Here is a 25,383-nt window from a genome sequence, read left to right as displayed (position 1 = left end):
GATCACTTTCCGGCAATCTGCGCCTTGGTGTAGAACCCGTCCTGTTCCAGCAGGTCGATGTTGTCCTTGGTCAACGGAGTCGGAGTGAGCAGGATGGTGTCGACTTTTTTGCTGCCGTTGTCGTACTGCGAGCTGTAGGCGGGTTTCTCGTTACGCGCCAGTTGCACCGAGAGCTTGGCGGCTTCGGAGGCGATGAGTTTCAGCGGCTTGTACACGGTCATGGTTTGAGTGCCGGCGATCACTCGCTTGACCGCTGCAAGGTCCGCATCCTGCCCCGAAATCGGCACCTTGCCGGCCAGTTGCTGAGCGGCCAGGGCCTGGATGGCGCCGCCTGCCGTGGCGTCGTTGGAGGCGACGATGCCGTCGATTTTGTTGGCGTTGCGGGTCAAGGCGTTTTCAACAATGCTCAGCGCTTCGGTAGGGTTCCATTCCTTCACCCATTGTTGGCCGACGATCTTGATATCACCCTTGTCGATGGCCGGTTGCAGCACTTTCATCTGCCCTTCGCGCAGGACTTTTGCATTGTTGTCGGTAGGCGCACCACCGAGCAGGAAGTAATTGCCCTTGGGCGCTGCGTGCAGCACGCCGCTGGCCTGCATCTCGCCGACCTTTTCGTTATCGAAGGAAATGTAGGCGTCGATATCCGCGTTGAGTATCAGACGGTCATAGGACACGACCTTGATTCCGGCTTTCTTCGCTTCGGCCACTGCGTTGGTCAGGACGGTAGCGTTGAACGGCACGATGACGATCACATCGACGCCACGAGAAATGAGATTTTCGATTTGCGAAATCTGCTTTTGCTCGTTGGCATCGGCCGACTGTACGAAGACCTTGGCGTCCATTTTTTCCGCCGCCGCAACGAAGTAATCGCGGTCACGTGACCAGCGTTCCAGCCGCAGATCATCAATGGAGAAACCAATTTTCGGGTGGGCGGCATCGGCCATCACCGGCAGCGACAGCAGAGCCAGGGCGCTGGCCAATAGCGCGCGTTTTACTTTCTTCATGGTGGTGCGTCCTTTTATTTTTGTTTGAAAGACACGGCCTGACGATGAGTATCGGGCTGGTAGAACTGTAGAGAATCTGCAGACGCAGCGGACACAGATTTGTCGTGCGAATGTCACAGCGTTGTTGCGCCCGCAGACCCGTTGGCGATCAGCGATAGATAAACCGGTTGACGAGGTTTTCGAGCATCTCCTGCCTGCCGCTGACGGCCTGCGGATTCAGCTCGTTGGCGAATGCGTGTTCGGCCAATGACTGGAGGTTGAACTCACCCGCCAGCACCGCCTGCCCGAACGGCTGCTGCCAGCCGGCGTAGCGTTGATCCTTGAGCAGCTGGAGCTGGTCGTTCTGCACCATGGCGGCTGCCCGCTCCAAGGACAGGGCTAAGACGTCCATTGCGCCGACGTGACCATGGAACAGATCGATCTCATCGAGGCTCTGGCGGCGAACCTTGGAGTCGAAGTTGAACCCGCCATTCTTGAACCCGCCGGCCTTGAGAATTTCATAGGTGACCAGGGTCATTTCTTCGACGCTGTTGGGGAATTGATCGGTGTCCCAGCCGTTTTGCGGATCACCGCGGTTGGCGTCGATGCTGCCGAAAATCCCCAGCGAGACGGCCGTCGCAATCTCGTGATGAAAGCTATGACCGGCCAGGGTCGCGTGGTTGGCCTCGATGTTGACCTTGATTTCCTTTTCCAGGCCGAACTGCTGGAGAAAGCCGAACACGGTGGCGCTGTCGTAATCGTATTGGTGCTTGGTCGGCTCCTGCGGCTTGGGTTCGATCAGCAAGTCGCCTTTGAAACCGATCTTGTGCTTGTGCTCGACCACCATGCGCATGAAGCGGCCCAGTTGTTCGCGTTCACGTTTCAAGTCGGTGTTGAGCAGGGTTTCGTAGCCTTCGCGACCGCCCCACAATACGTAGTTGGACCCTTTCAGCCGTTGGGTCGCGTTCATGGCGCTGAATACCTGGGCGGCAGCGCAGGCGAACACTTCGGGGTCAGGGTTGCTGGCGGCGCCTGCGGCAAAGCGCGGGTTGCTGAAGCAGTTGGCGGTTCCCCACAGCAGCTTGATCCCGCTTTCTTCCTGGTGTCGCTCCAGGTGATCAATCATTTGCGCGAAGTGGTTGCGGTACTCCTTCAGCGAATTGCCTTCCGGGGCGACATCGGTGTCGTGGAAGCAGTAATAGTCGATACCCAATTTGGAGAAGAACTCGAACGCGGCTGCCGCCTTGCCAATGGCCAGCTCCATCGGGTCGCCGGCGTGTTGCCACGGGCGCTTGAAAGTACCTGCACCGAACACATCCGAACCCGGCCAGACGAAGGTGTGCCAATAACAGGTGGCCATGCGCAGGTGTTCGCGCATGGGTTTGCCGAGGATGATTTTGTCGGCGTCGTAGTGACGGAAGGCGAGGGGAGAATCACTGGCAGGGCCTTCGTAGCGGATCCGGTCGACATCGGGGAAGTACGGCATTGGCAATGTCCTTGTTGTTCTTGGGCGTGTCTCGATACTAACAACGGCCCCGTGCCTGCTGATTATGAAAATCACCAACAGCGGGTGCGATTTTGCGTATTGAGATTCGCCGTCTGCACGCCTAGTCTGTGCAAACCGCCTCCGTGACAAGGGGCCCGGAACAAGCCTGAAAACAATGAAAACCGTACCGCCTGTTCACCGCATCGCACTGTTGTTCAACGGGAGCAAGATCTATGACCGCGGCATCATCAGCGGCATCGGCAACTACCTGAGCAGCACCCGCGCGTCCTGGGACCTGTTCCTGGAAGAGGATTTTCTCTGCCGGTTGAAAGGGATCGAGCGCTGGCAAGGTGACGGAATCATTGCCGACTTCGACGATCCGCTGATTGGCGAGGCGCTGGCCGATATCAAGTTGCCCGTGGTGGCGGTGGGTGGTTCTTATCAGGATGAACGGGCCTATCCCAAAGGGATCCCGTACGTCGCTACCGACAATAACGCACTGATCACACTGGCTTACACGCACTTGATCGAGGCAGGGCTGCAGCGTTTTGCCTGCTTCAGCCTGCCTGAAGCGCAGGCAAATCGTTGGGCTCAGGAGCGGGAAAAATCCTTTCGACGACTGATGCAACGTGACGGCTTGCACGCCGAGGTCTATCGCGGCATGGGTACCAGCGCACCGCTCTGGGACAGCGCCGTCGAACAACTGATCGCCTGGCTCCAGAGCCTGCCCAAGCCCATTGGCATCATCGCCGTCAGTGACGCCCGCGCCCGGCAGTTGCTGCAAGCCTGCCTGACCGCAGGAATCGCCGTACCGGAGCAGGTGGCGTTGATCGGCATCGACAACGACCCCCTGACACGCAGCCTGACCCGGGTCCCCCTGAGCTCGGTCATCCAGGGCACCGAAACCATGGGCCGCACCGCCGCGCAACTGCTGCACCAGATGCTGCACGGCAAGCCGTCCACGGGCACGCACATCCTGATCCCGCCTGATGCGATCAACGTGCAGGTGTCGAGTTTGCACCAACCTTTGGGCAACCCCTACGTCATGCAAGCGCTGCTGTTTATCCGCCAATATGCCTGCCAGGGCATCAAAACGGCGCAAGTGGCGGCTTATGTCGGCGTGTCGCGCTCATCGCTGGAGTCGCACTTTCGCACTGTGCGAGGCTGCAGCGTGCACGACGAGATTCTGCGCTTCAAACTGGCGGCCGCCACCAGCGGGCTGGAAAATACCGACACAGCGATTGCGGACGTTGCCCGTAATTGCGGTTTCAAATCCGCACAATATCTACACACGGTGTTTCGTCGCGAGTTTGGATGTACGCCCCGTGAATACCAGCAGGGCGCGAGATAGTGATGCGGGGTGCAGTTGGTCGATTGTTGTGTGGTGCGAAGGGATGGTTTCGACTGTGGATTCAACCGGTCGATGCAACACGACTAAATTCTGTGTAAGCAGAAGGAGCGTGGCAAATGAGGAAAAAACCAAAGTACTTTCCGGATATTGTCAGAGCATTAGTTTTGGTCGTCATTGGCTGTTTCGTGGCAGTGAAAGGCGGAGATTGGCTTTTTGAATGGTGGGGTATACGAATTTCGCCGGGGCTTTACTTTTGCATGGCTTATCTATTCATAGCCTTCGTAGTGTGGATAGCGACAGCAAAGCTGCTTAATGAACTGCGGGCTGAATCGATGGGGCAACAAGAGCGACTAGCATCTGTCGGTGATATGCCGGTTCGCGCCCCAAATGAAGGGAAGGCTGTTTACCGATATCCCTTCCATGTTGTATTTCTGGCAGTTGCCGTTTCTGTGATTTTCATAATCGTTCCAGCCATTTCAGATAATCCTGCGAAACCGATTTCGTCGGTCGGGTACCTGATGTGCTTTGGTTTTGCCACGATTGTAATCATATACGCCGCCTATCTTTTCAAGTTTTCAGTTCGCGTTGATGAGACACGTGTGGAGATTTACGGATTCACGAAAAAAACCTTCCTGTTGAGGGATGTTTTAGACGTTCAGTTACGCCGAGATAAAGGTAGCCCACGCGTGGTGGTAAAGCTTACGAATGGGGGGGTGTTTTCTTTTTCAGGGATGCTGAGAAACTTTTCCAGTTTGACAAAAACATTGCAAACGAAAATCAGATAGGACGGAATTGTACCGTCTCGGCTCTCTCCTGGTGGCTACTCTTGCGACGGTGTTCACAGGATAATGTGGGAAGTCCTATTTCGGAATAGGGGACGGCATTGGGGTGAAACAGGTGTAAACCTATTTCAGGACTAGACAACTTCAGTGTTCAGCTCCCCCGAGGTCCGGTGCGCAGTCCCGCCATGTCTTGCCACACCAATACTTGAGCGTCACAACCGTTGCCAGCACCGATGCCGACGGTAGGAATGGCAACGGCGGCGGTGATGTGTGCAGAGACGCAAAGGCTTTTTGGAAAGCCCGATTACCTGCTCCACGTCGTCTCTCGGGATCTGCCGTCTTTCCAGCAGCTTTATGATGAACGCCTCTCCACGCTGCCTAACGTCCAGCGCCTGGCAAAGACCCGCTTCGTCACGGGTTTCAACTGGCTTGATCGGTCGCATAATGGTGCTAGGGCTTTTTGCGCTTCTACAGTTAGCATTAGGCTTTATCTACGCAGTAACCGAGTGGGTCGAACATTGATCGAACGACGCCAATTCAGCGGAGGCATGAAGGGAAAAAATCTCCGCTATCTGAATGAAAACCCTGATGAGCCTGCTCGAATGACCCGGGCAGGCTTTGTGCTGCTCGAGCATTTTTCGCTGCCCGCGTTCACCCAGGCACTGGACACCATTGTCACCGCGAATCTTCTACGACCCAGGTTGTTCTCTTCGCGAACGTTCGGTTTGAACGACGGCGAGGTCATCAGCGATTTGGGGCTGGTCATCCGGCCGGATGCACGTCTGGATGCTTCAGCCATTCACGACCTGGATCTGCTGGTGATTTGTGGCGGCTACAGGACAGAGCTCAAGGCTGATGACGAGTTCATCAGCCTGTTGCGTATGGCGGCGAACCAGGGTGTCTGCCTGGCCGGGTTGTGGAATGGCGCATGGTTTCTGGGCAGCGCAGGTTTGCTCGATGGGTATCGTTGCGCCATTCACCCCGAACATCGCCCCGCACTCGCGGAAATCTCCAAGGCGACGCAAGTCACCAGTGAACCCTACGTCATTGATCGCGACCGCCTCACCGCGTCCAGCCCCTCGGGGGCATTTCATATGGCGCTGGACTGGATCAAGGGCCTGCACGATAAAGCCCTCGTCGAGGGGATCGAGGACATTCTGGCGTTCGAGGAGTCTCGCTATCGGCGCATCAAACCGGCTGAAAATATCTGTGTGAGCGCGCCCTTGCGCGAGGTGGTCAAGCTGATGGACGCCAACCTCGAAGAGCCTCTGGAGCTGGAGCAACTGGCGGCCTATGCCGGACGTTCCCGGCGGCAACTGGAACGCTTGTTCAAGGAGCAACTCGGTACAACGCCGCAGCGGTATTACATGGAACTGCGCATCACCGAAGCACGGCGACTGCTCCAGCACACCGAACTGTCCCAGGTCGACGTGTTGGTGGCCTGTGGTTTTGTGTCGCCCAGTCATTTCAGCAAGTGTTATAGCTCGTACTTCGGGTACAGACCTTCCAAGGAAAAGCGGCTCGTTAAATAAAGGCTTTCCTTCACCTCTGCGCACCTGACTTCCGGCCCGATTGCTGCCCCGTCCCGCAGGGCAGCCATCGATCGGCTTTTGACGCTATTTGTAATGCTGCTCAAACATCGCTACCTGATCCGGCGTGATCAGCTGAAAGGGTACCCAGACATCCGCTTCGACCGGCTCGCCCTTGATCATCTTGATGGCCGCTTGTACCGCGCTGGTCGCCTGGGCCTTGGGGTCTTGAAAGACGGAGGCGACCAACATCCCGCGCTTGATCGCCGCCAGGCCGTCGGGCAGGCCATCGATGCCGACAATCGCAATCTCGCCCTTGGCTTTGCCGGCTTGCTGCAGTGCCATGGCCGCGCCGATGGCCATCTCGTCGTTGTTGGCGACGATGGCATCGAAGCCAGTGCCAGCCAGCAGCCAATTGCTGGTCAAGTCCATCCCTTTGTTGCGCTGCCACTCGGCACTTTGCTGTTCGATGATTTTGATCCCGGGGTAGTCCTTGAGCACCTGTTTGACCCCTTCGGTGCGGTCGTGCGTGGAGTTCTGTGCCAGGTCGCCCATGATGATCGCGATGTTGCCTTTGCCCCCCAGCTTGTCGGCCAGGTAGCGCATTTGCAGTTGCCCGGCCTCGATGTCATTGGACGCCACCGTGACCACGCCTTTGGGCAGCACGCGTTCGTCCGGGTGGCGGTTGACGTAGACCAGAGGAATCTTCGCCTCGACGGCTGCGCGGGTCATGTTGGCGGTGGCGGCGGTATCCACGGGCAGGACGATGACGGCATCCACCTTTTGACCGAGAAAGCCCTGAATCTGATTGAGCTGGCGAACCACATCGCCCTGGGCATCCTCGAACTGGATCTGGACGTTCTCCTTCCTGGCAGCATTTTCCAGGCCGCTGCGCACATAGGTCATGAAGTTGTCGTCAACCCTGGCAATGCTGACGCCGATGCGATAGCTGGCGGCGGCCCATTGGCTGGCGAGTAATAACAGCGTGGCAAATAGAAGTGTGCAGCGACGCATGATGGTTTTCCTTTTGTTGTTATGAGAGATCCAAAACGTAGGGGCTGGTTACGCTGTAGCAGCTGTCGAGCCCCAGCGAGGCTGCGTTCGGCTGCGCAGCAGTCGTCAAACCAGAAGTCGCGGTGCGTCAGGCAGACCGCGTCAGCTGGATTCACGACGGCTTCGCCGTCGAACGCAGCCTCGCAGGCTCGGCAGCGGCTACAAAGAGAGCGACATTTCAATCAAGCGTGAAGGCTTGCCGAAAACGCTCAAGTGCCACTTCGCTGTCACCGCTGGCCCAGCCCTCGAGCCCGACGACCCCGGTGTATCCCATGCCGAACAAGGCCTTGGCAATGGCCGGATAATGGATTTCACCGGTGCCGGGCTCCATGCGGCCGGGGACATCGGCCACCTGGATTTCGCCGATGGCGCTGCCGGCGCGCTGGATCAGTTCGATCAGGTTTCCTTCGCCGATCTGCGCATGGTAAAGGTCCAGGTTCATCTTCAAATGCGGGCTGCCCACGGCTTCGATCAGCGCCAGGGTATCGTCGGCGCGAGCGAAGGGTGTGCCAGGGTGGTCCACTTCGGTATTGAGGTTTTCCAGCAGGAACACTCGGCCCGCGTCTTCGCCCAGGCGAGCGATTTTTTCCAGGGTCTTGCAGGCGCTCAGCCACATGCGTCCGGTGGTGTGGGCCACGGGTTTGACCGGCAAGCCTTTATCGCCCAGGCCGGTGCCATGCAGGTTGAGGCTCGGGCAATTCAGTTGTGCGGCGACGGCCAGCGATTCCCGTGCGCTGTCGAGCAGATGCTGGATGCCTTCGGCGTCGGTCAGGTTGCCTGAGATGTAGCCGGTCATGGAGGTGAAGTCGGCGCCGGTGGCGACCAGGGCCGGAATGTCTTTCTGGGTCCAGTCCCAAATTTCGGCGCTGAAACCCAGCGCGTGAATCCGTTTGACGCGTTCGGTGAACGGCAGGTCGAGGAATACCATCTCGGCGCTGATCGCCAGTTTGAACGGGATAAAACTCATGAACGGGCTCCTTGCACGCGCACTGCTTTGCCCTGTTGGACGGACTCGATACACGCGCGGGCAATGGCCAGTGCCGCTCGGGCATCTTCACCGCTGGCCAGTGGTTTTTCACCGGTGCGCAGGCAGTCGACAAAGTGATTGAGCTCGGCCACATAGGCATCCCGCAACAGGTCGGTGTCCATGCGTTGGGTGTCGGCCTGGATGCCATTAGCCAAGTAGCGCACCAGGTCTGAGTCATTGACGCTGCCCATGGTCAGCATGCCGGCGCTGCCGAACACTTCCCCTCGAACATCGTAGCCATAAACGGCCTGGAAATTGGCCTCGGCCGTGGCGATGGCGCCGTTGTCGAAACGGATCGTCACCACGGCGGTGTCCAGAAACCCTTTGCTCTTGTAGTCCGGTGCAATCAGCGCATCGGCCATGACATAAACCTCGACCGCTTCGGTGCCGGGATTGAGGTAGCGCAGGGTATCGAAGTCATGGATCAGGGTTTCGAGAAAAATCACCCACTGCGGCGAAGCGGCGGGATTGTTCAGTGCCGGGTCGCGGGTCAGCGAGCGCAGCAGTTGCGGCGTACCGATACGGCCGGCGACCACGTCCAGATGGGCGGTGCGGAAGCTTTTGGCAAAACGACGATTGAAGCCAACCTGCAGCGGCACGCGGGCATCGGCGGCTGCGGCGATCGCGCGGTCGGCCTCGTCGAGGGTAATGGCCATGGGTTTTTCACAAAACACACCTTTGCCGGACCGGGCCGCACTGATCACCAGTTCGGCATGGCTGCGGGCGGGGGCGGCGATCAGGACGCCGTCAATTTCCGGGTCATCGAGCAGTTGCTGTGGATCGGTATAGACCTTCTGCACCCCCAACTCTGCCGCCAACCGAGCGGCCTGGCCGGGTGTCGGGTCGGCGATGGCGGCCAGGCAGGCGCCGGGGATGTGCCGGGCGGCCGTCTGGCCGTGAAAACTGCCCATGCGGCCGGCGCCGATAAGGCCCAGGCGGATGATCTTGGACGTACTCATGAATTGACTCCCTTTTATTGTTGTTCAGTGACTCGGCCGCAGGAATGTCCTCGGCTGGCATAACCTTTTGAGCAAGCGCTGTGCCAGTATTTAAGTCTTTGATATTTAAAGGGTTAATCAATATTTTTTGAAAGAAGTGTTCATTCGCAGGACATGTCTACACTGACATGTCTAAAACATGAACATGGAAGCGGATGTCGATGATGGTCAACCCACAGGTAACAGCCTTCAGCGCGCAAGACCTCGATTACATCACCGCTCTCGGCCCCGCGTCGTTGAACGAAGGCTCGATCGCCGCGCTGGAACAGGCCTGGCTGGCGTGTCTGAACGGGCGCACCGATCGACCTGCCGGGGTCAGGCAGGTGATTTGGGATTCCTGGCGGCGCAGCGTCGGCACCGGCCTCGATCCTGAGGATGGCGAATATCGATTTGTTGCTCCTGCCGTTCTGGCCGCGACGCTGGCGGCCAATCGCACGTTGATTGCAGCGGCGGCGCAGGTCATGGGGGGATTGCTGGCCTACAACCCCAGGGGCCATATCAACCTGACCGATGCTCAAGGCACGACCCTGTATTTCTGTGGTCTGGACCTCACACCGGTGGGCAGCCGATTGCTGGAGTCGGTGCAGGGCACCAACTGCACGGGGCTGGCGCTTGCCGAAGATCGCTTGGTGTATGTGCTGGCCGAGGAAAACTTCGCCAGCGGCTTGCGTCGACGGCGCATGCACTGCGCCGCCGCGCCGATCAGGGATGCGCAGGGCAGGACGCTCGCCATGCTGACCCTGACCGCTGAGCCGGGCTGGTTTCATTTTCATACGCTGGGCACCGTCCAGGCCGCGGCCGAAGCGGTCTCGCGGCAGATGGCGCTGCAGAGCCTGCTGGAAGAACAACAAACCGTGCTTGAAGTGCTCAACGAGGGACTGGTGGTGCTGGATGAGCAGGGCTGCATCAAGGCGCTCAACCGTTATGCCCGGCAATTGTTCCGCGTGGGCCAGGATCTGCTCGGCAGCCCGTTCCGTCGTCTGGGGCAAAGCGAACTGACCGATAAGATTCTGCTGCATGGCGGGGAAGGGCTACGAGATCTGGATTGCACGTTTGAACTGCATGATCGCAGCCATTTGGCGTGTCTAGTGTCGGTGTGCCCGCTGGAGCAGGGTGGACGGATTGTTTCGTTGCGTGAGAACCGGCGCATCCGCGAAATTACGCGCCGGGTCATCGGCACTCAAGCCAGCTACACCTTCGAGACCATTCAAGGTAATTCGCGAGCGATACAAGACGCCTTGCGCCTGGGACGGATCGCCAGTCGCAGTGAATCGACCACGCTGATTCTGGGTGAGAGCGGTACCGGCAAGGAGCTGTTCGCCCAGGCGATCCATAACGCCAGCGAGCGTTGCGACGGTCCTTTCGTGGCGGTCAATTGCGGAGCCATTCCGCGCGATCTGGTGCAAAGCGAACTGTTTGGTCATGTCGAGGGCGCCTTCACCGGATCGGCTCGCGGCGGATCTGCCAGGAAGTTTGAGTTGGCCGATGGCGGCACAATCTTCCTCGACGAAATCGGCGACATGTCTTTCGATGCCCAGGTCAGTCTGCTACGGGTCTTGCAGGAAGGCGAGGTGACGCGCGTGGGGGCGAAAAAATCGCAGCAGGTGGATGTGCGCATCATCGCCGCCACCCACCGCAACCTGAGCCAGGCGGTGGCCAATGGCGCTTTCCGTGAGGATCTTTACTACCGGCTCAACGTCCTGAACCTGACGGTTCCGCCGCTGCGGATGCGCCGGGAAGATGTGCCCTTGCTGGCGCGACATTTTCTCGCTCGTTGCGCGCGGTCATTGCGCAAATCGGTGGAGGGCATCTCGCCAGAGGCGCTGGATATTCTTTCGGCCTACAGCTGGCCGGGTAATGTTCGGGAGCTTGAAAATACCATCGAGCGCGCAACCAATCTGGCGATGACCGAGATGATCCAGCCGGGTGACCTGCCACTTGAAATCAAGCAAAGGCTGCGGCCATCGGTGCCGGGAAGTGTGCCCGAACCCCGGGCTGCGCTTGACCTTGGCACCCATGAAATGAACGCGATCATCGCCGCCCTCAAGGATGCCCGAGGCAACATCCGCCTGGCCGCCCGGCAACTGAACGTTTCTCGTGGCGGCTTGTACAACAAGATGAATCGGTTCGGGCTGAGCGCCGATGCTTTTCGTGCGAGCACCGACCTCTGATGGGTAATGCTGTTCACTTAAGCCGTAATGCGATCTGTAGCAGCTGCCGAGCTTGCGAGGCTGCGTTCGGCTGCGCAGCAGTCGTAAAACCAGAACTCGCGGTGTGTCAGGCATACCGCGTCAGCTGGATTCACGACTGCTGCGCAGCCGAACGCAGCCTCGCAGGCTCGACAGCTGCTACCAGCGAACGCAGCCTCGAGCGTTCTCTGAGGTAATGATCTGCAACGGGATATGCACCCGATGCCGGAGCGGATCGAAGTCCGGCGTGGTCTGTAACTCGACCAGCAAGTCGACCAGCGCGGCCGCCAGCAATCGCGGCTGGGAGTCGATGACCAGGTCGATCAACCCTTGATCCAGTGCTTGTCGCGACAGCTCGGTCGACTCCTGCAAAATGCAGCACAGCGACGGCCGCTTCGGCAGCTGCGACAGGGCGCTGATAATGCCGTCGCCGCCACCGCCGACCACGCACAGCCCTCGCAAGTCAGCATGGCGCGCGAGGAGTTCCAGCGTCGCCTCTTCGGTGACGTCGCAGTTGTCCAGGTTGATCACCGCTTCGAGTAGCCGCAGCCCCGGTGCGCGCTCCGCCAGGTAACTGCGCAACCCCTCGACCCGAGCCTGATGACCAAGAAAACGATGACCGCCGAGCAGCACGCCGACGCTGCCCTTGCGTGCACCGCAGGTGTGGGCCAGCAGCCAGCCCATGGTGCGCCCGACCTCATGATTGTTCAGACCAACGTAAGGTTCTTCCGCCGCCTCGTGGATGTCGGACAGCAGGGCGATCACCGGCACTCCCGCTGCTCTGATTTGCGCGATGGCGGCATTGATCAGCGGGTGAGCGAAGCTGACCACCGCCAGGCCATCGCACTGCACCGCCAGTTGTTCGATCTGGGCAATGATGGCGCCGGGTGTGCGATCGAAGACGTATTCGAACTGGCAGCTCAGGTTCGCGCCGGTCTGACGCTGTGCCGCCTCGGTGATGGCGGCGGCAACGTTGGCATAGAACGCCTGGGCAGTACCGAGCAGCAGGATGCCGAAACGATAGCTGGGACGACGTTCGCGAATGCGCTGGCCGATCAGCCGGGCGGCGAAATAACCGACCGCTTCGGCGGCCTGGAACACCTGCTCGGCGGTGGCTGGGCTGACCGGAGCCCGGGCGTTGAGCACCCGGTCCACGGTGGCGACACTCAAGCGAGCGTGCTCGGCGACGGTGGCGATGGTTGGGCGTTTATTGTTGTTCATGAGGGCCCCGAAAGCGCTTTGATAGAAAACTATCAAGCTGTACTGGGCCTGGATGATAGCTTGATAGGGAATGTATTCAAGGGCTTGAGGGGGATTTGCGCGCTCCCTATATTTTCTCCAGCGATGCCATCCCGCATCGAAAGCAAGTGCTTAAACCATCAAGCTTGCGGAGAACAATAAAATGCACGAACACAACGCAGCCTTTGAAAAAACCGATAAACCCGTGCCAAGGGATTATCGATTGACCGGTCCCGAAGCCGCCCGAGCGGCGCAAAAAGGTTTGGTATCGGCAACGTGGTACCAATCGCCCATCTCCCGCAAACGCATGAAAGAATTGATGCAGCGTCGCGATGGCCCGGCCCTGCGTGATACCGCCATCTGGCTGTCGGCGATGGCTGTGACCGGCTTCGGTGGCTACTGGTTCTGGGGCTCCTGGGCCTGCGTTCCGTTCTTCTTCGTCTATGGGCTGCTCTATGGCACCGCGTCCAATGCCCGTTGGCACGAAACGGGTCACGGTACGGCATTCAAGACCCGCTGGATGAATGATGCGGTCTACCAGCTGTCGAGCTTCATGTTCATGTTTGAACCCCAGGTCTGGCGCTGGAGCCATGCGCGGCATCACACCGACACCATCATCGTTGGTCGCGATCCGGAAATCGTCGAGCCGCGTCCACCGAGTCTGACCATGATGGTGCTGAGTCTGTTCAGAATGCCTTACGCGTTGAAGACGATGGGGTCAGTTTGCCGGCATGCAGTCGGGCGGATGGGTGAAGAAGAGCAGACCTTCATCCCCGAATCCGAATGGCCCAAAGTGGCGCGAGACGCACGCGTTTGGCTGGTCATCTATGGGCTTACCGTGGGCACGGCGCTTTTTCTGCAGAGCTGGTTGCCGCTGATGTTTATCGGTCTGCCGACCCTCTATGGCGGTTGGTTGTCCTACCTGTTCGGCCTTTCGCAGCACGTCGGCCTGGCGGAAGACGTACTCGATCACCGCAGCAACTGCCGCACGATTTACATGAACCGACTGCTGCGTTTCCTGTACCTCGACATGAACTATCACCTGGAACATCACATGTATCCGATGGTGCCTTTTCATGCGCTGGCGCAGCTTCACGAAGAGATCCGCCGCGACTGCCCGCCGCCTTACGGCAGCCTGTCCGAGGCCTTCAAGGAAATCATCCCGACTATCTGGAGGCAGCGCAAAGACCCGAGCCATTTCGTCTGTCGTCCTTTGCCACAACGCGCAGCATCGGCCGCCACCGTCCAGGCAGAGCCTGAAGTAACGCCGGCCTGACACCTTCCTGTCTGTACCACTACCAGAGAAAACGCCATGACCGATCAATGGATCGATGTATGTGCCGTGGGCGATATCAACGAAGAAGATGTCATTCGTTTCGACCATGGCCCGCACACCTATGCCGTCTACCGCTCTGCCAACAGCGAGTTTTTCGCCACGGCGGGCCTATGCACCCACGAGTCCATTCACCTCGCCGATGGCCTGGTGATGGAGCACGTCATCGAGTGCCCCAAACACAACGGGCGTTTCGACTACCGCTCCGGCAAAGCCCTCGGCGCACCGGTGTGCGTCAACCTCAAGACCTATGAAGTCCGGGTCGAGGCGGGGCGTGTGTTGCTCGCCATCACGGTTTAACTGCACGGAGTCTGTGCCATGAGTCCTGCCAATGCTCCACTGGTCATTGTTGGCGCCGGGCATGCCGGTGGCCGCGCGGCCCTGACCCTGCGCGACGAAGGTTATAGCGGTCGCCTGATCCTGATAGGCGACGAGTTTCACCCGCCTTATGAACGTCCGCCGCTGTCCAAAGGGTTGCTGCAGGGCACGGTCGATCTGGCGGGCTACAGCCTGTGCAATAGCGCTCGGCTCGCTGAGCTGGGTATCGAACACCTGGCCGGCAACCCGGTAAAAGGCCTGGACCCGCAACGGCATCGTCTGCAATTGGCCGACGGCAGCTGGCTGCATTACGCCCGGCTGTTGCTGGCGACGGGAGGGTGCTCGCGCAAGCTTGCCTGTGTGCCCGAGCATCTGCGCAATGTGCTTTATCTGCGTAGCCATGACGAGGCACTGGCACTGCGCGCTTCGTTGCGGCCCGACACCCGACTGGTGATCATCGGCGGCGGCTTCATCGGCCTCGAAGTCGCAGCCACCGCCCGAGCCTTGGGTTGTACGGTGACCTTGCTCGAAGCCGGGCCGCGTCTGGCGGGGCGGGTGTTGCCGGAACGGTTGTCCAGCGTTCTGTTGGAACTGCATCGCAGCCAGGGTGTGGATGTCCGACTCAACGTGGCGATCGAGGCGGTGCAGGGCACTACTCATGTTGAATCGGTGCAACTGGCCGATGGCCAACTGCTGCCCTGTGATCTGGTGGTGGTAGGCATCGGCATGCAACCCAACACCGAGTTGGCCATGGCTGCCGGGCTTGAGGTCGGCCAAGGCATTCGCGTCGATGCCCAATTGCGCACCAGCGCGCCGGACATCTTTGCGGCAGGGGATGTCTGTGAATTTCGGCTGCACCCGCAAGGCGGTTTCCAGCGTCAGGAAACCTGGCGCAACGCCGAAACCCAGGGCCGCCACGCCGCCCTGAATCTGCTGGGCGGCGAGCTGCCTTTCGAAATCATTCCCGGTTTCTGGTCCGACCAGTACGACTGGGGATTGCAGACCGTGGGTGTGATCGCAAACACAGAACCCACGGCGAGCCGGACAACCCCGGGCGGCGGTTTCCTGCTGTTCTACCTCGATGCTGAGCAGCGTTTGCAAGGTGCTTGCGGCTGGGGCCGGGGCAATAGCGTCGCCAAGGACATCAAGTTGTGCGAACGACTGATCGCTTCGCATAACCCCCTCTCGGTAGAGGCTCTGGCCGACGCCGAAGTATCGCTCAAACAACTGCTGAGGAACTGACATGCGTGAATTCCTGGTCTTCCAGTCCCTTTGGGCCATGCAAGATCACCATGGCCAATGCGAACTTGCGTTGGAAGCGCAACTGGAGAAAATCGCTGCCGCCGGTTTCGACGGAATCACTGACCATTTCTGGGTGGCGAACCATGCCGCACGCTTGCATGCCGCCGCCAAGGCGCAGGGCCTGCAAATCGAAGGTCAGGTGTTCCCCCGCACCGTGGATGATCTGGCGGCAGCGATCGACGTCGCGTCCCGCTACGGCTGCCACCATCTCACGCTGCAAGCCGACGTCCGGCCACGCACGCTGGCGCAAGCCATCCAGTTGATCGAGGGGTGGCAGCGACTGGCCGAGCAGGTGGACTTTCCGATCCTGCTGGAAACCCACCGTTATCGCCTCACCAGTGACCTGTTGTTCACCCTCGACATTCTCGCGCAAATGCCCGATCTCAAACTGTTGGCCGACTTGTCCCACTATGTCGTGGGCCGCGAACTGCCGGAGCCGGCCGCGGCCGAAGACGACGAACAGATCCAGACCATTCTGCGCAATAGTTGGGGGTTTCACGGCCGTGTCGCCAACAGCGAACAGGTCCAGGTGCCTTTGAGTTTCGCCCAGCATCGACCTTGGCTGGAGCGTTTCCTGGGCTGGTGGCGCTATGGGATCGAGAACTGGCTGGCCCGACCGGACACGCCCAGCAGCCTGTCCTTCACCTGTGAACTCGGCCCGCCACCCTATGCCATCACCGGGGCCGACGGACGCGACATCACCGACCGCTGGGCCGAGGCGTTGATGCTTAAGGAATTGATGCGTGAGGTCTGGGATGAGTGTCGGGAACGGTCTTGCTGAGCGACGAAAACCCTGTAGAAGCGAGCGGTGCTCACTCCTACAGCCTTATCCGGCCTCGATCAAAGACAAGCAGGCAGTCTGATTCCGGCCTGAGCGTTTCGCCCGGTACAGTGCCGAGTCCGCCTGTGTCAGCAGCTGCTTATATTCGGCAGTCTCCGGTACGCAGGCATAAACCCCCAAGCTGACGGTCACCCGCCTGGCAAGGTTGCCATCGTGTGCAATAGCAAGGTTCAGCACCGCGAGCCTGATGTCTTCGGCAATGGAGTAGGCACCTTCGGCATCTGTATCGGGTAGTAATACCGCAAACTCTTCGCCACCGTACCGCGCGGCTAAATCCGATGGCCTGTGAATGCATTGTGCGATTGCCTGCGCTACGGAAGCGATGCAATGGTCGCCGGCAATGTGCCCGTATTGATCGTTGAAGCTTTTGAAATAATCAATGTCGAGCATTATCAAACTGATCGGAGAGTGATGTCTTACCGCGCGAAGCCATTCCTGCTGCAAGCTGTTTTCGAGGTGGCGTCGGTTTGCAAGTCCGGTGAGGGCATCTTGCAATACCAGTTTTTCCAGGGCTGCCCGGGTCTGCTTCAAATGATTCTCTACCGAGACGCCGTAACGTATTTTCTTGATGAGCAAGAGGCCGACAAGAAGGTTGACCAGCAGCACTGCGCCAATCATCAATGCCATCTTGATTGTTCCGGTTTTCCACTCGGCAAAAATGGCTTCCCGTGAATTGGCGGCAGCGACGACCAGCGGATATTTTTGAAGCAACCTGTAGCCGAAGAGTCGATCAACGCCGTCGATAATCGATTTGATCATGACGGTATCAGCCGGAGACTTGGGTAAATAGATGGAAAATATTTCCCCTTTGGCTAGCGACGCACCGATGAACTCTTCAGCAAATGGCCGCCTGGCGATTATCGTTCCGTCGGGAAGGGCCAGGAAAATGGCGCCTTTGCGGTCAATGGAGAACGTTGAGAAGAACTTGTCAAAGTAGGCCATTTTGATCGTGGCCAGCACGACACCCTTAAAATGGCCCTCGCTATCGTTGATTCGTCGGGAAAGAGGAATAATCCATTCGCCGGTCGTGCGGCTGCGGATGGCCCGGCCGATGCGAGGCGACAGGGTTACGTTGTTTTTGTGAAAGATGAAGTAATCACGATCGGCATTGTTGGGCGCTTCAGGTTTCGAATCGAACGAAGTCAGGATCCAGTTGCCGTTTTCATCATAGTAAAAAAGGCCGTGCAACTGTTCGGTGGTAAAGACTCTGCGCTTAAGCAGTTTTTGCGTTTTATCGAGCTGTTCGGCACTTGGGTTGTCTTTTATTCTGTCGATCAGTTCATCCAGGATCAGGTTGGCTTCATCAAACGTGTCAGTCGCTTGTTGGGCCATTGACCACGTCAAATTGCCTGATACCAGTTTTGCTTGTGAGAGTTCATAGGCTTTACTTTGGGCGGCTTGAAGCCAGTAAATACTCAGTATCGAGAGGGTGACTAAAGCCATGAACACGACGGAGATCGCTGTTGCCGGCAGTCTTCTCGGCTGCAAAGGGGAGTGGCGGGTATTGTCTTCGGAGCGGTTTTCCACAAAACCCCCTAGGATGAATTTCGACTACATTATCTGCTGATCTCCATCGGTGCCAACAGTTCATGTCATTCTCGAACTTGGGCAATTCAAGATCCATATGGTTTTTCGCGTTTTGTTTCAAACGACTAGATCAGCGTTTTCAGGTCGATATCCTCGGCCATCGCCTTGTTGCCGGCATCGCCGGGATGCAAGTGGTCGCCGGAGTCGATAGTCGGCAGTAAGCGACTTGGGTGTTCAGGGTCGCGGGTCATGAAATCAAAGTCGATCACGGCATCGAATGCGTGGCTGGTCCGTATCCAGTCATTAATGACCTGGCGCAGTTGTTCTTTCTCGGCGCTGTGATAATTCTTCACGATCGTTCCCTCCAGGGCGCCTTCGACCGGCATCAGGGTTGTTCCAATGATGCGAATGTTGTTCAGGCGCGCTTGATCGATCAGTTGCCGATAGCCCGCAATCAACTGTTCCTTGGCTGGCAGGCGTTCGTTCGGAGCGAAGGAGGAGCCTGGCCAACTGATGTCATTGATGCCGAGCATCACAATCACCGTTTTTACTCCGGGCTTGCCCAGCACATCGCGCTTGAATCGCGCCAGTGCGCTGACACCCATGCCATCTTCGAGCAGGCGAGCCCCGGATATCCCGGCGTTGAGCACCGCGAGGCTCTGCGCGGCCAAGCGTTGAGCGAGGAAGTCCGGCCAGCGTCGATTGCTGTCCAGGGTCGAGCCATTGCCATCGGTAATCGAGTCGCCGAGCACCACAAGGGCACGGGTGTCGAGCGGTGCATCCACCAGGATGTCGCTGAGAAACAGCCGCGCCTCCACCTGCTCGCTGCCTTCCAGTCGCTGAGCATCGACGTGTTTTCCGGGGGCGATAAATGCGGTTTGTTTGCCATCCCAGTGAAAGGTCGTCAACGGCGTGTGCTGCGGCAGATAAAGAGCGATCGCAAGCTCACTGAGCGCCGGCACTGCCAGTTCTATCGGATCACTGATCCGCGTTTCACCCGCAGCGAGGGTGACCTGTTCCTGATCACTGAACTTCAGCGTGTGCCCGGAGCCTGGGCGAATCTGATCGACGCCCTCAGTGAAGGCGATACGCGCGGCACCGATGACCAGCGGTTGCTTGCCATATTCGTTGGAAACCACCACCCGTAACCGGCTTCCGCCGCTGCTGATGCGCACCCTCTGGTGAAGGGTGCTATCGGTCAGCGCTTCCGGAATTCGCGTGGGCAGTGGCAGTTCATTGCCCCAGGTGGGTTGAGGGCTGGCCATCCAGGTGGTGACCCAGTTTTCCGCCGCCATGACAGGGCTTGCGGCAAGCAGGGCAGTCAAGGCAAGAGGCAACGATATTCTCGAGTGAAAGGCTTTCATCCAGGTATCTCCTTGGGCGGTAATGATTCAAGAAGGCCAGATTGGTCTATTCAAAATGCGTGTGGTAGAAGGGGAAACTGCATACAGCCCATTCCAGAATCGAATGCCCATGGACAGTCTTAGAGCGATGCATTGTTTTGTCCGCGCCATTGAGCTCGGAAGCCTGTCATCTGCCGCGCGTGAGTTAGGCAGCACTCAGCCCACCGTCAGCAAACTGGTCGCGGCCCTGGAAAAGCAATTGGGAGCCCGTTTGTTGATTCGTGGCACCACCGGGTTGACGCCTACCGAACAGGGAAAGCGTTTCTACGAGCGTGCCAAAGGCGTGCTGGAAGAGTACGGCGAGGCCGTTGCGGATGTGCGTGGTCTGACCGAACGCCCCGAAGGTTTTCTGCGCGTCAACGCTCCGGTCAGCCTCGGTGTGTTGCGGTTGAATGTGTTGCTGTTGTCGTTCATGGAGCAGTACCCGGCTATTGAAGTGGAGCTGATCCTCAATGATCGTTTCGTCGATCTCACTGAGGAAAACGTCGACCTGGCCCTGCGCCTGGGGGGCAGCCTGCCGCCGAACGCCGTTGCCCGACGCATAGCGACTTCACCGCGCTATCTGGTGGCCGCACCGGAATACCTGCGCAACCATTCCCCATTGAACAGCCCGGCGGACTTGAGCGAGCACAACTTCCTGCGTTTTGCGTGGTTGACCGCGGGCGACCGTCTGGAGCTCAACGGCCCCCATGGTGAGCAAATCAGTGTCACGACTCAGGGGCGCTATCGAACCAACAGCTCATTGGCCATTCGCGACGGTCTTCTGCAGGGTGCGGGGCTGTGTATCACGCCGGCCTGGCTGGTCAGCGACCTGCTTGAAAACGGGCAGTTGGTCCGGGTGCTGCCCGACTGGAGCGGCCCACCGAACGACGCTTTTCTGATCTATCCCGAACGCCGCTACCGCCCGCTGCGCACGCGTTTATTGATGCAGTATCTGGCCGAACGGGTAGGGCAGTTGCCTGGTTTCTTGCCTTGACGGAGCACCCTTGATTTGACGGGTATTTGGTTGTGTTATACAACTAAATGCACATTCTGTTCGAGGTGCTTGCCGTGACCCGTACCCAGTCAGACCTGATCAACCAAGTCCGTTCAGCATCGCGCCTCATGGTGCGCGAGTTGGGGTTCATGCAAACCACGCTGGCGGCGACGGACTATTCGCCTTCGTTTGTTCACACGATCGTGGAGATTGGAGATCGGGGGGCGCTGACAGCAGGGGAACTTGTGGAGCTGCTCGGCCTGGAAAAATCCACTGTGAGCCGGATGGTGCGCAAGCTCATTGAGGCCGGCGAGATCGAAGAAATTCCACACGAGGAGGATGCGCGCTCCAAGAAACTGCGACTCACGGCACAGGGCAAGAAAACCCTGCGAGCCATTGATTCGTTCGCCAGGCAACAGGTGGACGCTGCCTTGGTTTATCTGACGAATGAGCAACAACAAGCGGTGAGTGAGGGCATCGCCAACTATGCCGGCGCACTGCAAGCTCATCGACTCGGTACAGCGCCGCAGCCACCCGCGCAGCTGGAGATCGCTCGGGGCTACCGGCCCGGAATCATCGGCCGCATGGTGCAAATGCATGCCGACTACTACGCACGGCATTCGAATTTCGGCCAGCCGTTCGAAAGCCTGGTTGCATCGGACATGGCGGAGTTGATGGGGCGTTTGCACAATCCACGCAACGAAGTTTGGGTGGCGTTGGATGGCCAGCGAATTGTCGGTTCCATCGCCATAGACGGTGAAGGCGAGGGCGGCGAAGCGATTCTGCGCTGTTTCATTCTGGATGACTCGGCGCGAGGCAAAGGCGCAGGCAAACGCTTGTTGGCTGAAGCCATGAAATTCTGTGACGAACAGGGCTTTTGCGCGACGCGGTTGTGGACGTTCAAAGGCCTGGATGTGGCTCGTAAACTGTATGAAGACTTTGGCTTCAAGTTGGAACAGGAGCAAGAGGGCCAGCAGTGGGGGGCGACGGTTATCGAACAGTGTTTTGTGCGACCTGGCCCGGTTGCTGGGCCGCTAAATGGAGTTGGCGATACGCATCCACCAATTGATCTTGCGTGAACGCGCGATTTCGCCCGCTGGGATTGGGCAGGACCCAGACCGAGGCATCACCAAAAGTTTTTGACTGAAGCCCCCACGCGATGTCCCGTTGACCGGACAACGCGCTGTACGCAGCTTTGCCGAGAAACGCCACAAAGCGTGGCGCATAGCGTGCGATCTTTTGTTCAAAATCCGCGGCGGCAGCGGTGAATTCATGCACGGACAGCTGATCCGCTCGCGCCGTAGGCCGTTCAACCACTGCGGTTAATCCACATTGATATTGCAAGATCGTCCGGTCGCTTTCCGGGTGCACCTCTGTAGGCGTAAAACCGGCGAGATGGATTGTGCGCCAGAAGCGATTGCCTCGACCCGCAAAATGATGGCCCAGGGCGGCGGCAGTCACGCCCGGATTAATGCCACAAAAAATCACCGCAAGCCGTTCGGTGAGGATGTCTTCGAGTCCTTCACCCACCCTACACCTCACACACCGCAAATCACGTTGACCGCATTGCGGGCAAGCTCCGTCAATTCCGTGCGGGATTTGCCCGCCCGCGCCCGTATCGAAATGCTATGCAACAGGGATGAGGCGAGTACGGCGAGGGCGGCTGGGTCGACATCGTCTTTCAACTCACCGGCGCTGACTGCCGCGCGCAGACGTGTTTCGAGATCGGCATCGAGCCGGCTGAGCCGGTCCGCAAGAACCTCTCGTATTGCAGAATCCTCGACGGCTTCGGTCGTCGCCGTGCCGATCGCAAAGCAGCCACGCGGTTGCCCCTCGCCCGAGAAGTAGATCGACAACTGTCCCTCATAGAAGCCCATTAGCGCCTGCTCCAAAGTCAGGTCTTTGTCCATAAGCGCCTCCTGCATGGCAGCGGAGGCAGACTCCCAATACTGCTCAAGCGCCTTGATGTAGAGCGCGTGCTTGTCACCGAATGCCGCATAGAGGCTTGGGCGATTCATGCCGGCGGCGGTGGCGATGCTGTCCAGGGAAGCGCCGGAATATCCAGTGCTCCAGAAAACCCCAAGTGCCTGTTGCAGCGCTGTCTGCGGGTCATATGCGCGGGGGCGGCCTCGGCCTTTGCCCTCTGTAATCTTTTTTTGTGCCATGTTGTACAAAATCCTTGTGTGGGGATGGACTGCTCTATATTCTTACATCATCGCACAAAATTAAGGAACCAGAAGTTCCTGAACGTCAGGTTTGTTGTAGCTGAGCTCGAACTGGGTGTTGCGGCGACGAAACCGGTGCGGTGGAGCGATCCTCCCTGACCGTGCACGGGTTTGCTTTCTCACAGCAATTTTTGCCATCAGGGCCGCAGGCGATTCTCGCAGGTGCTGGCCCGATTTCCCGGTTAAAGGTGTATTCGATCATGACTAAACAGTTCGACATCCCGGCTACGCAGACCTTCGAGCACGCAAGGCCTGACGCGCCCATCAAAAAACCGTTCAAGCAGAAATTTCGGCCCTTGTTGATTGTCGGTTTGCCGGTGCTCTTCGCAGCGCTGGGCTATGCCCGCTATCAAGCAGGCGAGGCGTTCATTTCGACCGATAACGCCTACGCTCGAGTGGCGAAGGCGTCGATCAACGCGCGTATTTCCGGACAAGTCGTCGAAATCGCCGTCGAGGACAACCAACCGGTTCACAAAGGCCAGATGCTGTTTCGGATCGACCCGAAACCGTTCCAGATCGCGGTTGACCGTGCGCAAGCACAGCTGAGCGTGGCGCGGCTGCGCATCGATGGGCTCAAGGCCGGTTACCGCCAGCAGCAGGCTGAACTGCAATCGGCCAAAGAGTCGGCCGATTTCGATCAGCGCGAGTTTGCCCGCAAGAAAGCGCTGGTCGCTACCGAGTTCGTCTCGCGGGCGATTTACGAGCGCGCCGACACCGACCTCAAAGTTGCCCGGCAACGCATCGCGTCGATCGAACAACAGATCGCCAGCACGGTTGTCGCGTTGAACGGTAATCCAGACATCGAAGCCGATAACCACCCGACGGTTCGTGAAGCGAGGGCGCAGCTGGACGAGGCGCAACTCTACCTCTCGTACACGACGGTATATGCGCCGGACGATGGCATCGTGGCCAAGGTCGACGATCTGCAGGTTGGCAACTACGTCAGCAACGGTGCGCCGGCCTTTGCGCTGCTGTCCGATCGGCAGATTTGGGTCGAGGCCAACTTCCGCGAGACGCAGGTGACCCACATGCGTCCAGGCCAGGAAGCAACCATCAGCATCGATACCTATCCCGATCACGTTTTCAAAGCCCACGTGACCAGCATGAGCCCCGGTGCCGGATCAGACTTCGCCTTGCTGCCGCCTGAAAATGCCACCGGCAACTGGGTCAAGGTTGTCCAGCGGGTACCGGTGCGCCTTGAACTCGACGAGGCCGACCCTGCGTTTCCGCTTTTTTCGGGCACCAGCGCCACGGTCAAGGTCGATACCGGGTATCACACGCCATGGTGGCATCCGCTCAAGGCGCTGTTAACCGCAGGTAACTTCTGATGAACGCCAATTCTATCGGGCCTCAAGGTGCGGGAACATTGAGGTTCGCCGCGCTGCTCGCGACCTATATGCAGTCGGCGAACCTGCCGTTGCCGAATGCGGTACTCAGGTTTATCCAAGGCAGTCTGTCGATGACTGACGACCAGGCAGGCTGGGTATTCACCTCATACCTCGCGGCGAGCGCCATCACCATGCCGGTTGCGCAGTGGCTGGCCGGGCGTTATGGCTTGAAGCGGGTTTATCAGGCCGCGCTGGCCTTCTTCGTTCTTGGCTTGCTGCTCGCCACAGTTGCGACGACTCCGCTGGAGTTCGTCGGTGCGCGAATTATCCAAGGCCTGGCGAGTGGCGTGCTGGCGCCGCTGTCGATGGCGATTTCAATGGAGACGTTGCCACTGGAGAAGCGTGCGAAATTTGGCGCGACATGGACGGCAATCGTGCTCTTGGGCATCGTCAGCGGCCCGAGCATCGGTGGTTGGGTCAGCGAGCATTTCGGCTGGCGGCCGATCTTCTACATCAGCCTTCCGTTGTCGGCATTCATCTTCCTGGTGATGGCGCTTTTGCTTGCCGAGAAGAAGGCCGAGCAACGTCCGTCGTTCGATTTCTTCGGCTTCGGCAGCTTCACGCTGGCGTTGATCAGCCTGCAAATGTTGCTCGACCGCGGCGAACGCCTTGACTGGTTTGCCTCGACCGAAATCTGGCTGGAGGCGGCGGGCTGCGCGTTGGGGCTGTATCTGTTCGCCGTGCATCTGTTGAGCGAGAAGGTGCATTTCCTCAACAAGCGTCTGTTCAAGGACCGCAACTTCGTACTGTCGACGATTATCTTTTTCGCCGTGGGTTTCGTGCTGTTGTCGACCATGGCACTGACGTCGCCGATGCTGGACGAGATCCTCGGCTATCCGCCTGATACGACAGGTTCGCTGACGATACCGCGCGGTGTGGGGCTGGTAGGGGCGTTCCTGCTGATGGGTCGTGTTCCCGAGCGTTTCGACCGTCGGTGGTTCGTGGCGATTGGCGTGGCCGTGGTGATTTACGCCAACTGGCTGATGCTCGGTTATTCGCCTTTGATGGACTGGTCACCGGTGGCGATCGCCGGGGCAATCCAGGGGATTGGCATCGGCATCTTGATGCCGTCGCTCACCAAGATCGCGTTCAGCACGCTCGATCCCAAGTTACGCCCGGAAGGCACTGGTTTTTTCAATCTGTCGCGTGTTTACGGGAGCACCCTCGGCGTTGCGATCGTGCAGATTTTCTTCTTCAACAATACGCAAGCGATGCACCTGGCACTGGTCAGCCATCTGACGCCTTATCGCACCGCTGCGCATGCCGCGCCGATGTCCCTGCAAGCACTGGCGGGGCTCAATGAAATGATCACCGGCCAGGCGGCTTTTATCGCGGTGGTCGACCAATTCAAGCTGTTGATGGTGGCGATGCTGGTGGTCAGTCCACTGGTTGTCTTTCTTCGCAAGCCCGTTCCGACCAACTAGTTTTCGTGG

22 protein-coding genes and 2 pseudogenes are annotated in these 25,383 nt (G+C 58.8%); 13 read left to right on the top strand and 11 right to left on the bottom strand.

Annotated elements, in window-relative coordinates; translation table 11 throughout:
• Positions 1-2: 2 nt before the first annotated feature.
• Together xylF and xylA are read right to left on the bottom strand one after the other, a co-directional pair.
• Positions 3-1,004, bottom strand: coding sequence for a D-xylose ABC transporter substrate-binding protein (xylF, locus tag AC07VO_RS26820; protein WP_018930054.1), 1,002 nt, complete (start codon positions 1,002-1,004; stop codon positions 3-5).
• A gap of 148 nt (positions 1,005-1,152) precedes the next feature.
• Positions 1,153-2,469 (bottom strand): xylose isomerase, encoded by a 1,317-nt coding sequence (gene xylA / locus AC07VO_RS26815; protein WP_086944904.1) that lies wholly within the window; start codon positions 2,467-2,469, stop codon positions 1,153-1,155.
• A 175-nt stretch (positions 2,470-2,644) separates the two neighbouring features.
• Here xylA and AC07VO_RS26810 point away from each other — a divergent pair, with 175 nt between their 5' ends.
• Both AC07VO_RS26810 and AC07VO_RS26805 read left to right on the top strand, forming a co-directional pair.
• Entirely contained in the window at positions 2,645-3,820 is a 1,176-nt protein-coding gene (locus AC07VO_RS26810) for a XylR family transcriptional regulator (RefSeq protein ID WP_086944903.1), read from the top strand.
• Between the two features lie 116 nt (positions 3,821-3,936).
• A complete protein-coding gene (locus tag AC07VO_RS26805; RefSeq protein WP_086944902.1) occupies positions 3,937-4,605 on the top strand; it encodes a hypothetical protein in 669 nt (222 codons plus the stop codon).
• Positions 4,606-4,768: 163 nt separating this feature from the next.
• Here the strand turns inward: AC07VO_RS26805 and AC07VO_RS26800 are convergent.
• A pseudogene (locus AC07VO_RS26800) lies at positions 4,769-4,882 on the bottom strand (3-methyl-2-oxobutanoate hydroxymethyltransferase); the annotation flags it as partial.
• Here AC07VO_RS26800 and AC07VO_RS26795 point away from each other — a divergent pair.
• Positions 4,836-4,940, top strand: a pseudogene (locus AC07VO_RS26795) (hypothetical protein); the annotation flags it as partial. The pseudogenes AC07VO_RS26800 and AC07VO_RS26795 sit on opposite strands and share 47 nt — an antisense overlap.
• A 210-nt stretch (positions 4,941-5,150) precedes the next feature.
• The gene (locus AC07VO_RS26790) at positions 5,151-6,134 is read left to right on the top strand and encodes a GlxA family transcriptional regulator (protein WP_026331794.1); all 984 of its coding nucleotides are present in this window, start codon (positions 5,151-5,153) and stop codon (positions 6,132-6,134) included.
• Positions 6,135-6,218: 84 nt separating this feature from the next.
• On the opposite strand, the gene AC07VO_RS26785 is transcribed toward AC07VO_RS26790, so the two are convergent.
• The 3 genes from AC07VO_RS26785 to AC07VO_RS26775 all read right to left on the bottom strand — a co-directional run bounded on the left by AC07VO_RS26785 (position 6,219) and on the right by AC07VO_RS26775 (position 9,170).
• Positions 6,219-7,145, bottom strand: a complete 927-nt coding sequence (locus AC07VO_RS26785; RefSeq protein ID WP_064618544.1) for a sugar ABC transporter substrate-binding protein — start codon at positions 7,143-7,145, stop codon at positions 6,219-6,221.
• A 217-nt stretch (positions 7,146-7,362) separates the two neighbouring features.
• A complete protein-coding gene (locus AC07VO_RS26780) occupies positions 7,363-8,151 on the bottom strand; it encodes a TIM barrel protein (protein WP_064618542.1) in 789 nt (262 codons plus the stop codon).
• Positions 8,148-9,170, bottom strand: coding sequence for a Gfo/Idh/MocA family oxidoreductase (locus tag AC07VO_RS26775; protein WP_086944899.1), 1,023 nt, complete (start codon positions 9,168-9,170; stop codon positions 8,148-8,150). The genes AC07VO_RS26780 and AC07VO_RS26775 overlap by 4 nt, the downstream gene beginning before the upstream one ends.
• Positions 9,171-9,364: 194 nt before the next feature.
• Between AC07VO_RS26775 and AC07VO_RS26770 the strand changes: the two genes are divergently transcribed.
• Positions 9,365-11,380: a sigma-54 interaction domain-containing protein gene (locus AC07VO_RS26770; RefSeq protein ID WP_173861169.1), complete on the top strand. Its 2,016-nt coding sequence runs from the start codon at positions 9,365-9,367 to the stop codon at positions 11,378-11,380.
• Positions 11,381-11,557: 177 nt separating this feature from the next.
• Here the strand turns inward: AC07VO_RS26770 and AC07VO_RS26765 are convergent, their stop codons facing one another.
• The gene (locus AC07VO_RS26765) at positions 11,558-12,619 is read right to left on the bottom strand and encodes a substrate-binding domain-containing protein (protein ID WP_086944898.1); all 1,062 of its coding nucleotides are present in this window, start codon (positions 12,617-12,619) and stop codon (positions 11,558-11,560) included.
• A 181-nt stretch (positions 12,620-12,800) separates the two neighbouring features.
• On the opposite strand from AC07VO_RS26765, the gene AC07VO_RS26760 reads away from it, so the two are divergent.
• From AC07VO_RS26760 to AC07VO_RS26745, 4 genes are read left to right on the top strand one after another with little or no spacing between them, the layout of a single operon-like run.
• Complete coding sequence (locus AC07VO_RS26760; RefSeq protein ID WP_086944897.1) at positions 12,801-13,913, top strand: fatty acid desaturase family protein; 1,113 nt, start codon at positions 12,801-12,803, stop codon at positions 13,911-13,913.
• A gap of 36 nt (positions 13,914-13,949) precedes the next feature.
• Complete coding sequence (locus AC07VO_RS26755) at positions 13,950-14,270, top strand: MocE family 2Fe-2S type ferredoxin (protein ID WP_018930065.1); 321 nt, start codon at positions 13,950-13,952, stop codon at positions 14,268-14,270.
• Between the two features lie 18 nt (positions 14,271-14,288).
• Positions 14,289-15,530, top strand: coding sequence for an NAD(P)/FAD-dependent oxidoreductase (locus tag AC07VO_RS26750; protein ID WP_086944896.1), 1,242 nt, complete (start codon positions 14,289-14,291; stop codon positions 15,528-15,530).
• Between the two features lies 1 nt (position 15,531).
• Positions 15,532-16,371: a sugar phosphate isomerase/epimerase family protein gene (locus AC07VO_RS26745; protein ID WP_018930067.1), complete on the top strand. Its 840-nt coding sequence runs from the start codon at positions 15,532-15,534 to the stop codon at positions 16,369-16,371.
• A 45-nt stretch (positions 16,372-16,416) separates the two neighbouring features.
• On the opposite strand, the gene AC07VO_RS26740 is transcribed toward AC07VO_RS26745, so the two are convergent.
• Both AC07VO_RS26740 and AC07VO_RS26735 read right to left on the bottom strand, forming a co-directional pair.
• Positions 16,417-17,958 (bottom strand): sensor domain-containing diguanylate cyclase, encoded by a 1,542-nt coding sequence (locus AC07VO_RS26740; protein ID WP_173861170.1) that lies wholly within the window; start codon positions 17,956-17,958, stop codon positions 16,417-16,419.
• Between the two features lie 125 nt (positions 17,959-18,083).
• Complete coding sequence (locus AC07VO_RS26735) at positions 18,084-19,322, bottom strand: SGNH/GDSL hydrolase family protein (RefSeq protein ID WP_086944894.1); 1,239 nt, start codon at positions 19,320-19,322, stop codon at positions 18,084-18,086.
• Between the two features lie 109 nt (positions 19,323-19,431).
• On the opposite strand from AC07VO_RS26735, the gene AC07VO_RS26730 reads away from it, so the two are divergent.
• Together AC07VO_RS26730 and AC07VO_RS26725 are read left to right on the top strand one after the other, a co-directional pair.
• Positions 19,432-20,337 carry a LysR family transcriptional regulator gene (locus AC07VO_RS26730; protein ID WP_064618530.1) on the top strand — a complete coding sequence of 302 codons (906 nt, stop codon included), beginning with the start codon at positions 19,432-19,434 and terminating at the stop codon, positions 20,335-20,337.
• Between the two features lie 47 nt (positions 20,338-20,384).
• Positions 20,385-21,416, top strand: coding sequence for a bifunctional helix-turn-helix transcriptional regulator/GNAT family N-acetyltransferase (locus AC07VO_RS26725; RefSeq protein WP_086944893.1), 1,032 nt, complete (start codon positions 20,385-20,387; stop codon positions 21,414-21,416).
• Here AC07VO_RS26725 and mug read toward each other — a convergent pair.
• Both mug and AC07VO_RS26715 read right to left on the bottom strand, forming a co-directional pair.
• Positions 21,328-21,867: a G/U mismatch-specific DNA glycosylase gene (gene mug, locus AC07VO_RS26720; RefSeq protein WP_086944892.1), complete on the bottom strand. Its 540-nt coding sequence runs from the start codon at positions 21,865-21,867 to the stop codon at positions 21,328-21,330. The genes AC07VO_RS26725 and mug overlap by 89 nt on opposite strands.
• An 8-nt stretch (positions 21,868-21,875) precedes the next feature.
• Positions 21,876-22,502 carry a TetR/AcrR family transcriptional regulator gene (locus tag AC07VO_RS26715; protein WP_086944891.1) on the bottom strand — a complete coding sequence of 209 codons (627 nt, stop codon included), beginning with the start codon at positions 22,500-22,502 and terminating at the stop codon, positions 21,876-21,878.
• A gap of 260 nt (positions 22,503-22,762) precedes the next feature.
• Here AC07VO_RS26715 and AC07VO_RS26710 point away from each other — a divergent pair, with 260 nt between their 5' ends.
• Positions 22,763-23,890, top strand: a complete 1,128-nt coding sequence (locus AC07VO_RS26710) for an HlyD family secretion protein (RefSeq protein WP_018930073.1) — start codon at positions 22,763-22,765, stop codon at positions 23,888-23,890.
• Positions 23,890-25,374 (top strand): DHA2 family efflux MFS transporter permease subunit, encoded by a 1,485-nt coding sequence (locus AC07VO_RS26705; RefSeq protein WP_086944890.1) that lies wholly within the window; start codon positions 23,890-23,892, stop codon positions 25,372-25,374. Before AC07VO_RS26710 ends, AC07VO_RS26705 begins: the two co-directional genes overlap by 1 nt.
• Positions 25,375-25,383: the final 9 nt, after the last annotated feature.

The organism is Pseudomonas sp. GW821-FHT03E01 (assembly GCF_059420765.1).
This window is presented reverse-complemented; position numbering and strand designations above follow the sequence as displayed.

What these genes read in the sequence shown, in the direction of transcription:
- xylF (WP_018930054.1), bottom strand. Translation starts at nt 1,004, where the DNA reads ATGAAGAAAGTAAAACGCGCGCTATTGGCCAGCGCCCTGGCTCTGCTG.
- xylA (WP_086944904.1), bottom strand. Translation starts at nt 2,469, where the DNA reads ATGCCGTACTTCCCCGATGTCGACCGGATCCGCTACGAAGGCCCTGCC.
- AC07VO_RS26810 (WP_086944903.1), top strand. Translation starts at nt 2,645, where the DNA reads ATGAAAACCGTACCGCCTGTTCACCGCATCGCACTGTTGTTCAACGGG.
- AC07VO_RS26805 (WP_086944902.1), top strand. Translation starts at nt 3,937, where the DNA reads ATGAGGAAAAAACCAAAGTACTTTCCGGATATTGTCAGAGCATTAGTT.
- AC07VO_RS26790 (WP_026331794.1), top strand. Translation starts at nt 5,151, where the DNA reads ATGAAGGGAAAAAATCTCCGCTATCTGAATGAAAACCCTGATGAGCCT.
- AC07VO_RS26785 (WP_064618544.1), bottom strand. Translation starts at nt 7,145, where the DNA reads ATGCGTCGCTGCACACTTCTATTTGCCACGCTGTTATTACTCGCCAGC.
- AC07VO_RS26780 (WP_064618542.1), bottom strand. Translation starts at nt 8,151, where the DNA reads ATGAGTTTTATCCCGTTCAAACTGGCGATCAGCGCCGAGATGGTATTC.
- AC07VO_RS26775 (WP_086944899.1), bottom strand. Translation starts at nt 9,170, where the DNA reads ATGAGTACGTCCAAGATCATCCGCCTGGGCCTTATCGGCGCCGGCCGC.
- AC07VO_RS26770 (WP_173861169.1), top strand. Translation starts at nt 9,365, where the DNA reads ATGTCGATGATGGTCAACCCACAGGTAACAGCCTTCAGCGCGCAAGAC.
- AC07VO_RS26765 (WP_086944898.1), bottom strand. Translation starts at nt 12,619, where the DNA reads ATGAACAACAATAAACGCCCAACCATCGCCACCGTCGCCGAGCACGCT.
- AC07VO_RS26760 (WP_086944897.1), top strand. Translation starts at nt 12,801, where the DNA reads ATGCACGAACACAACGCAGCCTTTGAAAAAACCGATAAACCCGTGCCA.
- AC07VO_RS26755 (WP_018930065.1), top strand. Translation starts at nt 13,950, where the DNA reads ATGACCGATCAATGGATCGATGTATGTGCCGTGGGCGATATCAACGAA.
- AC07VO_RS26750 (WP_086944896.1), top strand. Translation starts at nt 14,289, where the DNA reads ATGAGTCCTGCCAATGCTCCACTGGTCATTGTTGGCGCCGGGCATGCC.
- AC07VO_RS26745 (WP_018930067.1), top strand. Translation starts at nt 15,532, where the DNA reads ATGCGTGAATTCCTGGTCTTCCAGTCCCTTTGGGCCATGCAAGATCAC.
- AC07VO_RS26735 (WP_086944894.1), bottom strand. Translation starts at nt 19,322, where the DNA reads ATGAAAGCCTTTCACTCGAGAATATCGTTGCCTCTTGCCTTGACTGCC.
- AC07VO_RS26730 (WP_064618530.1), top strand. Translation starts at nt 19,432, where the DNA reads ATGGACAGTCTTAGAGCGATGCATTGTTTTGTCCGCGCCATTGAGCTC.
- AC07VO_RS26725 (WP_086944893.1), top strand. Translation starts at nt 20,385, where the DNA reads ATGCACATTCTGTTCGAGGTGCTTGCCGTGACCCGTACCCAGTCAGAC.
- AC07VO_RS26715 (WP_086944891.1), bottom strand. Translation starts at nt 22,502, where the DNA reads ATGGCACAAAAAAAGATTACAGAGGGCAAAGGCCGAGGCCGCCCCCGC.
- AC07VO_RS26710 (WP_018930073.1), top strand. Translation starts at nt 22,763, where the DNA reads ATGACTAAACAGTTCGACATCCCGGCTACGCAGACCTTCGAGCACGCA.
- AC07VO_RS26705 (WP_086944890.1), top strand. Translation starts at nt 23,890, where the DNA reads ATGAACGCCAATTCTATCGGGCCTCAAGGTGCGGGAACATTGAGGTTC.